General features: G+C 36.0%; 4 protein-coding genes. All 4 read right to left on the reverse strand.

The window, feature by feature from the left end:
- Nucleotides 1-7 precede the first annotated feature (7 nt).
- Complete coding sequence (locus tag RM51_RS03010; RefSeq protein ID WP_039364997.1) at nucleotides 8-2,854, reverse strand: T9SS C-terminal target domain-containing protein; 2,847 nt, start codon at nucleotides 2,852-2,854, stop codon at nucleotides 8-10.
- A gap of 139 nt (nucleotides 2,855-2,993) precedes the next feature.
- Nucleotides 2,994-5,840: a T9SS type B sorting domain-containing protein gene (locus RM51_RS03015; protein ID WP_039365000.1), complete on the reverse strand. Its 2,847-nt coding sequence runs from the start codon at nucleotides 5,838-5,840 to the stop codon at nucleotides 2,994-2,996.
- A 139-nt stretch (nucleotides 5,841-5,979) separates the two neighbouring features.
- Nucleotides 5,980-8,832 carry a T9SS C-terminal target domain-containing protein gene (locus RM51_RS03020; protein WP_039365004.1) on the reverse strand — a complete coding sequence of 951 codons (2,853 nt, stop codon included), beginning with the start codon at nucleotides 8,830-8,832 and terminating at the stop codon, nucleotides 5,980-5,982.
- Between the two features lie 250 nt (nucleotides 8,833-9,082).
- Nucleotides 9,083-12,436, reverse strand: a complete 3,354-nt coding sequence (locus tag RM51_RS03025) for a T9SS C-terminal target domain-containing protein (RefSeq protein ID WP_039365007.1) — start codon at nucleotides 12,434-12,436, stop codon at nucleotides 9,083-9,085.
- Nucleotides 12,437-12,464: the final 28 nt, after the last annotated feature.

The raw sequence follows: 12,464 nt of genomic DNA on the forward strand, positions 1-12,464 counted from the left end.
GTATTATTTATTCTCTGTTTTTAACCAAAATCCATCCTGAATATTTGATTGGAGTTTGCTTAGCATTTGGCTCATTCCAGCTTACGCTAAACCAATAGTTTCCGGTAGATACTTTTTTACTTCCGTTAGTAGTACCATCCCATTTGTATCCGTTTGCTTTATTTGCTTGATAGATTCTAGTTCCGTATCTATCAAAGATGTCAATTACCAAATTAGATTTATGTCCTAATTCAGAATAATCTAAAACATCATTTACACCATCATTGTTTGGAGTAATAACATTGATTAGGTTAGGGATTGTAATTTCTACAGAGATAGGATTACAATCATAAGCATCTTTTACATATACAGTTCCATTTCCTCTAGGTACATCTGTAAAGACGTTAGAATCTTGCCAGCTGATGTTATCCATAGAGTATTTATATGGAGCAGTTCCTCCTGTTGCATATACAGTCACTGTATTAGTTGCGATGTCAACACTAGAAATTACAGGTTGTTGTGCTGCATATACTTTCACAGTTTGTGTAGTCCAACATTCACCAGTTTTTAATCTTACCCAATATGTACCTACGGTTACATCAGATATTGTTTGCGTAGTTGCTCCTGTGCTCCATAAGTATCCATCAAAATCAGGACCTGCATCTAATGTCGTTTTATCTTCCATACAAATCACTTTTTCAGTTAATACTGATGATTTTGTAGGAGGGAATACAATAAGGGTAATCTTAGCGATTCTATAACATCCGTTTCCGTTTGTTACTTTTACATAAACAACTCCATTTGGTGCAATATAGTGGTCAGGAGTTAAAATTTCATTTGTACCGTTTACAGCATCCGTAGTTGAAGGGTAGTATTTTTTTGTTACGCCACCTTGTCCAGTTACAAGAGCATTTGTTAGGTTAAATTCTCCTGTCGCTGTGTTGCTTTCTAAGAAACAAGTTCTCAATGTTGCGTCTGTTACAATAGGAAGTTCTGAAACAGTGAATGTAAGTGTTACTTGTTCGCAATCTACAAATTCCGGAGCATTTCCACAGAATTTATAGACGATAGTATCAGTACCAACATAGTTTACATTTGGAGTATAGTTAATAACTCCTGTTACCGGATTTACTGTTGCTATACCATTTGTAGGAGGTGTAACAATAGTTACTGTACTAGGGTTGTATGTTTGTGTTGAAGCGGTAAATTCTGGGATAACTACTTGAGAAATATCACAAACATTCATCGCTTTAGTAGATTCTGTTAAACAAGTGAATACTTTGAAGACAGGAGTTGTTTCTGGTGGACAACTACCTATAGTAATTTTTACAGTGTAATTACCTCCTAATGTAGGGGTGTAAGTATTTGAATTTGCTCCAGTAATTGGATTACCATTTAAGTACCATTGATAAGTTTCATAACTGTCATCAACCTCTAATTTAATTCCTGGAATACAGTCTCCCGTTGTTTTTGAAATTAATGGAATTGAAGAGAATCCTGCGAAGTATCCTCCGTATCCTGCTGCACTATATCCTCCATTAACCCCAGCCGTAACAGCTTTGTTAGAATTAATAGATAGATTTCCTGCAACTCCTGTGATCCCATAAGTTACCCAGTTCGAGTTTCCTGAAAGTGGGAATGGTCCTTGAGCAGCAGTTGGGGTTATTGGGGCACCACCGTTAACACTATAAGTAACCGTTGCGCCTGCTTCTGTAAGAATGTTTAATTTTAGGGTAATAGTGCTAGTAGTAATTGAAGGCATTTCATTTACTTTACCAATTTCATCAATTTTTCTTGGCAAGAAGCAGTTCAATGGCGGAATGTAGTTATATCCTCCGGATTGAGATCCGTCTCGAGCAACTGTTTGATATAGATATACATTTTTTGTTGTACGTATATACATATTACGGTGTCCGTTCCCCTGATCAACGTATGAAGTTTCGTTTATTCTATACCAGTCTCCTTCATCAAGCGTTGCTACCGGTGTTGCGATATTATTAAGATAAACTTCGGTATTGTTTTCTGTTGCAATGACAATCCCTCCCTCCATATTATCTGCTGGATTTTGAGATAAACTTCTTACCATGGCAAATTCATTTCCAAGACGGTTGGTAGGAACAGATTGATCTAAAATTAAATCTGAACCACTTGGAGATGTTCCAAAGTTACCGTTTGCATTTCCATTGGTTACAGAAATAGGTTTGTTAGATACGATTTTAGCTCCTATAAATCCTGTTCTATTTACAGTACTTTGACTTAAAAGCCCTGCAAGAAGATAAGATTGCCCTTTGTTTAGAGTAAATGTAACTGTTAATGGAGCAGGTGAGTTGTTAACGAATTGAATGTTAGGGTCATAGCCTGAAACTGTTACAGTTGTACCATCTTCAGTGGCCAAAATACCAGTTGTAAAGTCTATTAAGGTGTCAAAAGAGCTAAATGCATAAGTAATAGGAGCTGCGGCGGCATAGAATTTTGTACCGATACCAGCTTTTCCTTTGGATGTTATAATTTCACCATGAACGCTCTGTGCTGCTCTTAAGCTACAGAAATAAGGTTTGTCTCCTTTCAGATACAATCCTTTTGTAGTCACGGTTGCTGCTTCAGAAGCATTACTTGTGGATATAAGAGCAGGGGTAACCGTATAAGTTTGAGGGGCTCCTTTACTGAGTGTTACTGTGGTAAGAAGTGTATTGTTGTTGTAAATCTTTACCTCAAAGGGGGTTGTAGAGTCTGTAGAAAGATACAACGCATTAGCATACCCTGTAGCACTGGTCGCCATAAAGTACGGAGCTATCCAGTGTTCAGTATCTCTCTGAGCAAACAAAGTACTGATTGAAAAGAAAATCAATACAAAGCTGAGTAGAAATTTTTTCATAAACGTTAGAATTAGGATTTTTGCAAAATTAAAAGAATATTTGATATGTTTTGTAAAAAATATAATAAAATATTATAAGGAAATAATAAAAAAGCCACAATTTTTCAAAAATTGTGGCTTCTAAATATGATTTCAAAAATTACTCTCTGTTTTTTACCAATATCCAGCCAGTATATTTTATTGGCGTTTTAGCTGCGTTTGGTTCATTCCAATTAATATGATACCAATAGGTACCTGTTACAATTTTTTTACCAGATGATCTTCCATCCCAACGATAGTTGTTGAATTTATCTCCGGTGAAAATCTTGTTACCATATCTGTCATAGATAACAAATGTAAGGTTCTCTTTATAAGCTAATTCACTATAATCTATATAATCATTTACATTATCTCCATTTGGTGTAATGGCATTGATTAAGTTTGGTACAGTTACCTCTACAGAAATAGGATCACAAACGTATGCATCTTTTACGTAGAAGGTATGTTGCCCTCTTGAAAGGTTAGTAAATACATTTGAATCTTGCCAAGTTGTAGTTCCATCCACTGCATATTTGTAAGGAGCAGTTCCTCCGCTCACAATAACAGTAGCGGTATTATTTGTAATTTCAATTTTAGTGATTACCGGATCCTGAACTTTTTTTACATGTACAGTTTGTTCTAAGAAACAGTTATTATGTTCAAGAATTACGGTGTATTCTCCAACAGGTACTCCCTGTATAGAAGATGTTGTAGCTCCGGTATTCCATTGGTAGCTGTCATATCCGGGACCTGCGTCTAATGATGTTCTGCCATCAATACAAATAAATTTGTCAACCAAAACTGGAGATCTTTTTACAGGAATTGGTTCTAATTTAATTTTTGTAGTTGCATTACATCCTCCTTCAGCTGATATATGAACGTAAACGTAGCCGGCCGCTGAAGCATACTTTTTAGGCTCAGTGATTTCATTATTATTCGTGTTCAGATCATTGAGTGTAGGATAATATCTTTTTACAAAAGGAGAAGTATAGTCAGTTACATTTGCCAATGTAAGATCAAATATTGCAGTTGGATCATTATCGTACTGGCATGCTGTAATTGTTGGTTCTTTTACAACAATAGGTACAATTTTTATAGTGTGGGTTACTTGTTCACAATCTACAAATTCAGGATCATTTCCGCAGAATTTATAGACAAAAACATCTGAACCAACGAAACCAGTGTTTGGAGTGTAGCTGATGGTTCCATTTGCATTTACTACTGCTGTACCATGAGTCGGAGGTGTTATAATTTTTACAGTATTTGCAACAGGGGCTTGTGGGGAAGAGGTAAATACAGGTTGAATGATTTTTTTTCCACAAGTTTCACTGCTTTTTGTGGTTTCTTTTAAACATGAAAAGACTTTGTAGGCAAGTGTTACCACAGGTTGACATCCTCCCATAGTTACCCTAACGGTATAGTTACCCCCAACTAATGGAGCATATGTATTTGAAGTTGCTCCAGTAATAATATTTCCATTGAGATACCACTGATAAGAATCGTAGCCAGGATCTACTTCAAGAATAATCCCCGGTGCACATTCTCCTGTTTGTTTTGAGATAACCGGTACGGATGAGAATCCAGCAAAATAACCACCGTACCCTGCAGAGCTAAATCCTCCGTTTACCCCTGCGGTTACCGCTTTATTAGATGTAATTGCTAGGTTTCCATTTACTCCGGTAATTGCATAAGTTACCCAGTTTGTATTTCCTAAAAGTGGATATGGACCTTCAGCAGTAGTTGGTGTTACAGGTGGTGCACCATTAATACTATAAGTAACCGTTGCTCCAGCTTCTGTAAGGATATTAAGTTTTAAAGTGATAGTATTTGTAGCAATTCCAGGCATTTCATTAATTAATCCTATTTCGTCAATTTTTCTTGGCAGGAAGCAGTTCAATGGTGGGATGTAATTGTATCCTCCGGTAGCTGTACCATTGGAACCAACTAATTGATATAAGTATACTTTTTTGGTAGCACGGATGTACATATTGTAATGTCCATTGGTTTGGGCTACGTAGTTTGCATCTAGAATTCTATAAAATTGTCCTGCATTTAGAGTTGCAACAGCTGTACCTACGTTATTTAAATAAATTTCAGTATTATTTTCTGTTGCTATAATAATCCCTCCTTCCATTTCACTTGAAGAAGCAGGAGATAAACTTCTCACCATTGCAAAATCAGTACCTAGACGATCAGTAGGTACAGACTGGTCTAGAATTAAGTCTGATCCCCCTCCATTAGGGATTGAAAAGTTACCGTTTGCGTTTCCGTTGGTAACTGTAATTGGTTTGTTGGAGACTATTTTAGCTCCTATAAAACCTGTAGAATTGGCACCGCCGTTAGCAAGTCCAGCAACAAGGTATGATTGTCCTTTGTTTAGTGTAAAAGTAATATTTGTCGGAGTTGGAGAGATATTTACAAGGTTTAAGCCGGGATCATATCCCGAAATTGTTACTGTAGTCCCATTTTCAGTTGCCATAATACCGGTAGTGAAGTTCAGTAAAGTGGTACTAGCAGTATTGATGGGAGCAGCAGCAGCATAAAATGTTGTCCCTATGCCAGCTTTTCCTTTAGAGGTAACAATTTCGCCATGGCTAAACTGAGCAGCTCTTAAGCTACAGAAAAAAGCTTTAGTTCCTTTTATGTACAACCCTTTATTAACAGGAAGGCCTGCCTCTGTTGAACTGGTTGTGGAAATCATGGCTACCGGAATTGTTACAGTCTGTGGAATACCTTTACTAATGGTAACATCAGTTCCCAGTTGTACATAATTTCCATTGCTGTCGTTACTGAAAATCTGTACCGTTACGGGAGTGGTAGAATCTGTAGAAAGATATACGGCATTTGTATATCCAGAGGCACTGGTACTGACATAATAGGGAGCGATCCAGTGTTCCGTGTCTTTTTGTGCAAAGGCCGTATTAAATGTAAAGAACAATAATACAAAAGAGAGTAGAAATCTTTTCATAGTTATTTGAATTAGGATTTCTGCAAAAATAGAATAATATTTTATATTTTTTAATAAAAAAAAGCAAAATAGATAAGGGAGATAATAAAAAAAAGCCGCGTTTTTTTAAAACGTGGCTTTTGAAATATAATATTAAAAATTACTCTCTGTTTTTCACCAATATCCAACCAGTGTATTTTATTGGAGTTTTTGCTGTATTTGGTTCATTCCAGTTGATATGATACCAATAGGTACCTGTGACAATTTTTTTACCAGATGATTTTCCATCCCAACGATAGTTGTTGAATTTATCTCCGGTGAAAACCTTGTTACCATATCTGTCATAAATAACAAATGTAAGGTTCTCTTTGTAAGCTAATTCACTATAATCAATATAATCATTTACATTATCTCCGTTTGGAGTAATTGCATTGATTAAGTTTGGTACAGTTACTTCTACAGAAATAGGGTCACAAACGTATGCATCTTTTACGTAGAAAGTATGTTGTCCTCTTGAAAGATTTGTAAATACATTTGAATCTTGCCAAGTTGTTGTTCCATCTACTGCATATTTGTAAGGAGCTGTTCCTCCATTCACAATAACAGTAGCGGTATTGTTTGTAATTTCAATTTTAGTGATTACTGGATCCTGAACTTTTTTAACATGTACAGTTTGTTCTAAGAAACAGTTATTATGTTCAAGAATTACCATATATTCTCCAACAGGTACTCCTTGAATAGAAGATGTTGTAGCCCCTGTACTCCATTGATAGCTGTCATATCCAGGACCTGCGTCTAATGATGTTCTGCCATCAATACAAATAAATTTGTCAACCAAAACTGGTGATTTTTTTACCGGAATTGGTTCTAATTTAATTTTTGTTGTTCCAATACATCCTCCCTCTGCTATTATTCTAACATAAACATAGCCTCCTGCTGATGGGTATTTTGTAGGGTTTGTAATTTGGTTATTGTTTGTATTTAAATCATTTAGTGTAGGGTAATAAGTTTTTATGGTAGGCAAAGGAAAGTCGGTTACATTTGCCTCTGTAAGATTAAATGAAGCTGTAGGATCGATGTCATAAAGACATGCGGTAATAGTAGGCTCATTTACTTGAAGAGGAGTCGTTGTAATTGTAAGTGTTACTTGTTCACAATCTATAAATTCGGGAGCATTTCCACAGAATTTATAAACAAATACGTCATTTCCGGCAAAACTTGAATTCGGAGTATAAGTAATTGTTCCATTAGCATTTACTACCGCAGTACCATGTGTTGGAGGTGTGGTAATTGTCACTGTGCTAGCCACTGGCGTTTGTGTTGAGGAAGTGAATGTTGGTTGTATGATTATTGGACCACAAGTTCCCACTGTTTTTGTGGTTTGTTTCACACATGAGAAAACTTTGAAAATTGGAGTTGTTACAGGTTGGCAACCTCCTGCAGTTACTTTTACTGTGTAATTCCCTCCTACTAGTGGAGCATAAGTATTTGAAGTCGCACCCGGAATAATATTACCATTTAAATACCACTGATAAGCATCAAACCCGGCATCTACTTCTAGGATAATACCCGGAGCACACTCTCCTGTTTGCTTTGTGATAAAAGGAATCGATGAGAAACCAGCGAAATATCCTCCATATCCGGCTGTGTTAAATCCGCCATTTACACCTGCTGTTACGGCTTTATTGGATTGAATAGCAACATTTCCTGAAATATTTGAGATATCATAAGTAACCCAAGTTGTACTTCCGGCAAGAGGGTATGGTCCTTGTGCGGCAGTAGGCGTTGTTGGTACACCTCCTGTAGCACTCGTTGTATAAGTAACAGTTGCTCCGGCTTCAGTAACGATATTCAGTTTTAAATTAATAGCTAAGGTAATATTAGGCATTTCATTTATATTACCTATTTCATCAATTTTTTTAGGCAAATAACAACTCAATGGCGGAATAAAGTTATAGCCACAAGTCGCATTACTATTAGTTCCTACAAGCTGATAAACACAAACATTTTTTGAAGTGGAAATAAACATGTTTTTATGTCCGCTGGTTCCTTGAGCTACATAATTTGTTTCATCTATTCTATACCATTGCCCTGCATTGATGGTTGTTAATGCTGTACCAATGCCATTTACAAAAATTTGCGTATTATCTTCGGTTGCAATTACAATGGCGCCTTCCAAATTTTCAGTAGAAGCAGAGGATAAACTTTTGACCATCGCAAAAGTATTCCCTAACCTTTCTACAGGAACAGCTTGATCCATAATTAAATCACTTCCTGAAGAGCCTCCTGCTCCGAAGTTACCATTACAGTTCCCATTTGTTACTGTAATCGGTTTGTTAGACTCTATTTTAGTTCCAATAAAGTTACTGATATTTTGATTTCCAGTACCAGCTAAGATAAATGATTCAGCTTTGTTCAGGGTTACAGTCTGTGTATTTCCTGTAGGACTTCCATTAATAAATGTTACCGGTAAAGCAGCGTTCCATGTAATCGTTACGGTTGTATTATCTTCCGTAGCCATAATACCTGCGGTAAAATTACTTGAAGTAGTATTGGTAACCGGTGTTGCACCAGCATAGAATTTATTTCCAATACCTGCTCTTCCTTTACTTGTTATAATTTCTCCATGTTGAGTAAGGTTTGTAGATCTTAAACTGGCAAAAAAAGGTTTATCACCTTTAAGATATAAACCTTTAGTGTTGATTATTGTAAACGCTTCTGTTGTAGTTGTTGCGTTTACATATGGAGCTAATAAAGGCTGTGCAGGGGTAACCGTAGGATCTGGGAAAATTTTTGGGTTACCTTTGCTAATCATTACTGAACCAATCTGAACATTGTTGCTATAAATTTTAACTTCAAAAGGTGCCGCAGAATCAGTGGACATATAAAGCCTTGAGATGTATGCACTCGTGCTGTTGTAAAAAGGTGCGAACCAATGTTCTGTGTCTTTCTGTGCAAAGACAGTATTAAATGTAAAAAACAATAATACGAAAGAGAGTAAGAATCTTTTCATAGTTGTCGGAATTAGGATTTCTACAAAATTAAAATAATATTTTGAATATTGTTTACTAATAATTAATCTTAAAAGTAATTTTCGGAATTTTATTGAAATATAAATGGAAAATGAAAAAAAATTTGTTATGAAAATTGGTTTTTGAAGTTTGTAAAAGTCTTTCCTGCACTGAGTTTTAATGTTTGTTAAAAAATAAAACGACCTCAAATGAAGTCGTTTTTATATTTAATTTATTCAGAAAAAATAAATTTTATTCTCTGTTTTTAATTAATATCCACCCTGAGTATGAAACCGGTAGTTTAGTATCTGGTTCTGTCCATTTTAAGATGTACCAGTAGGTGCCTGTAGAAAGTGTTCTTCCGCCGGATTTTCCATCCCATATGTAATTCTTGTCAGAAGATTTATAGACAAGAGCACCATATCTGTCAACAACCTCTATAGAAACATTCTGCTTAATTCTTAAATCTGAATAATTTAATACATCATTATGTCCATCTCCGTTAGGCGTAATGGCATTGATAAGATTTACAATTAAAAAATCTTTTGTTGTAGGTTGGCATCCGTCTGCACCTAATACATAAACTTTATGTGGACCTCTTGATAATCCCGTGAAAACATTCGAACTTTGATAATCAATTCCGTTTAGAGAATACTGGTAAGGTGGTGTGCCTCCGGAAACAAAAATAGTAGCTGCAGATCCTGAAGTTTCAATTTTTGTAATAGTAGGAGCCTGTGCAGTGGTTACATTTACTACCTGATGATAAACACAACCGTTAAATCCTAAATCTACATAATAAGTACCTGCTCCAACTGTAATGGATTGAGTGGTTGCTCCCGTACTCCAAAGGTAAGAGGTAAAGCCTGTACCTGCATTAAGTGTTGCTTTTTCATTTGAACAAATCGTTTGATCAGTAAGTGTTCCTGATTTTTTAGGTGATTTAAGTTTAATAGTAATAACCGCTGTATTAGGACATTCTGTACTGCTTTGGAATCTGATATAAAATGTTCCGGTTGAAGTAATAACTTGTGAAGAAGGAATAGCATTGATCCCGGCTTGTGCATCAGCTAAACTGGCATGAAATGTTAAGGTTACAGACGGATCTGCTGTAAATTGATTTTTATAGTCGTTTAGGTTTGCTGTTTGTGAGCCGTCAAGATCGTTATCGCAAATATCAACAGTAATATTATTGTTCAGAAGAGTGATTTTATTACCAATTTTAAAGTTGATTTGTCCGAAAACAGTCGTACAGTTTCCTGTCAGTGCGTCTACTCTTACATAAACCGTTGTGTTTGTTGTGTATGTCCAGTTTGTTGGAAGAGAGTTTGTATTTCCTGCATTTGCATCTGCTTGAAGCAAATAATATCTCACATTAAAACTGGTGGAGTTGTTAACAATCTGAGGGGTAATATTGGCAAAATTAACATTTACAATTCCATCAAAGTTTTCATCACATAAAGTTGCATTGAAGTTAGTGGTATTAATATTTGGAGATGGAGTAGTTGTTAAAGTAATTTGTGTTGTTTTTGAACATCCGTATTGAGAAGTCACATTAGCATAGATGGTTCCTGCTGGTCCTGTGTAAGTTGCAGGGACTGTAATCTGACCTGTTAAATTGGAATTCGTAAAATAGGTGACAGTAGTTCCTGAATCTGGAGATACTGTGGTAGTCGTAAGGTTGAATGTTCCGTTTCCGTTTGTATCTGCACAAGACGATAGTGAAGCAGTATTTACCTGCAGTACATCTATGTTTACAATGATCTTAAAATATTCAAAATCTGCAGGGTTGCCGTTGCCTTGTACATAGTAGATAAAAGAGTCATTTGTATCGGTTGTTAATCCTGCGTTTGGTGTATAAGTAATTTGTCCTGTTGTTGGATTTACAGTTGCTGTTCCAGAAGTTGGGGCAGAAATAATTGCTGTATTTGTGGGAATAATTGTTTGAGTAGAATTAGTGAAAGCGGGAGTAATAATTTTTGTATTACAAGATCCAATAGTATATGTTGTAGTGGTAATTGGAGGACAAAGTGTGTAATTGTAGGCGGTAGTCAGCTTAGATTCACAATTGTTTTTAGTAACCAAACAAGTATAATTTCCTGCACCGTATAATTCCGGGTTGATAGAATAGGAAGTTGCACCCGGAATAATTGTTCCGTTCAGATACCACTGATAGCCGTCATATGAATTGTCAACCTGTAATAGAACACCCAAATAACAATCTCCTGTCTTAGAAATAACGGGAACCGATGAAAATCCGGCGAAATATCCTCCGTATCCTACTGCTCCACTTCCTGCAGCAATTCCTGCAGTTACGGATTTTGTGGAATTTACGGTAATATTTCCTGTGACATTTGGAATGGAATAAGTAACCCAATTTGGATTTCCTGTTACTTGATAAGGGCCATTTGCTGCCGCAATAGGTCCGCTGTTTAGGGTTACGGTAGCTCCTGTTTGAGTAATGATATTAAGTTTTGTATTGTATGCAGTGCCTCCTATTGTATTAATAAAGCCAATTTCATCAACTTTATTAGGCATGAAACAACTTAAAGGTGGGATAAAGTTCATTCCACCTGTCGCGTATTCATTAACCGTTGAGCTTCCGGTAATTCCTGCTAATAATTGGTAAACATAAACATTCTTATTGGTAGAAATTCCCATATTGTAATTTCCGTTACCCTGATTAATGTAATTAGTGCTCGGAACCATAAAATATTGTCCAGCATTTAGAGTAATACCGATACTTGCTCCATTCAATGTAATTTGAGTGTTATCTTCTGTCGCAATGATCAGGGCGGTTTCCATTTGATACGCAACGTTTCCGTTACCTTTTACTACGACAAAATCTTTACCTAATCTGTCAACCGGAACAGCTTGATCCATCAAAACATCATTGTTGGTGAAATTTAAATTGGTATATATTCCGTTGAAATTTCCATTAGTTACAGAAATCGGTTTTGTAGATTCTATTTTTGCACCGACTAACCCATCTAAATTATATTGAGAGTCTGTACTTATTGCATCTAAAATATAAGATTGCCCTTTATTGAGTATAAACGTTTTAGTTGGTGTGGAGCTTCCATCAGAAAAAACAACATTAGGATTGTATCCGGAAACCACTACAGAAGTATTGTCTTCAGTAGCAGTAATCCCGATAGTAGAATTTACATAACCTGCTGTACCTGTGATAGGAATAACTCCTGCATAGAATTTCGTTCCTAATCCTGCTAATCCTTTTGATGTTACGATTTCAGCATGGTTTTGTAAAGAGAATCGATAATTGGCAAAGAATTTCTTTGTTCCCTTTACGTACATTCCCATAGAGTTAGGAGTGAACAGAAGAGATTGATTGGTGGTAATCAAAAAATCATTTGGAATTGTTACCTGTGCCGGATTCCCTTTACTTACCTGTACCGTAGTAAAAAGAGTATTGTTATTGAAAATTTGTACCGAGAAAGGAGTCGTTTCGTTAGTTGATAAATATAAATAACCACTTAGTCCACTTGATCCTGCTTTTGAAGCCATTGGAGCGAACCAATGATCTGTATCAAGCTGCGCATTGAATAATAAACAAAGAAATGTGCAAATGGTTAATAGAATTTTTTTCATTTTTTTCAATAAGGGATGCAAATGTAAG

It is taken from the genome of Chryseobacterium taiwanense (assembly GCF_000813825.1).
GTDB lineage: Bacteria > Bacteroidota > Bacteroidia > Flavobacteriales > Weeksellaceae > Chryseobacterium > Chryseobacterium taiwanense.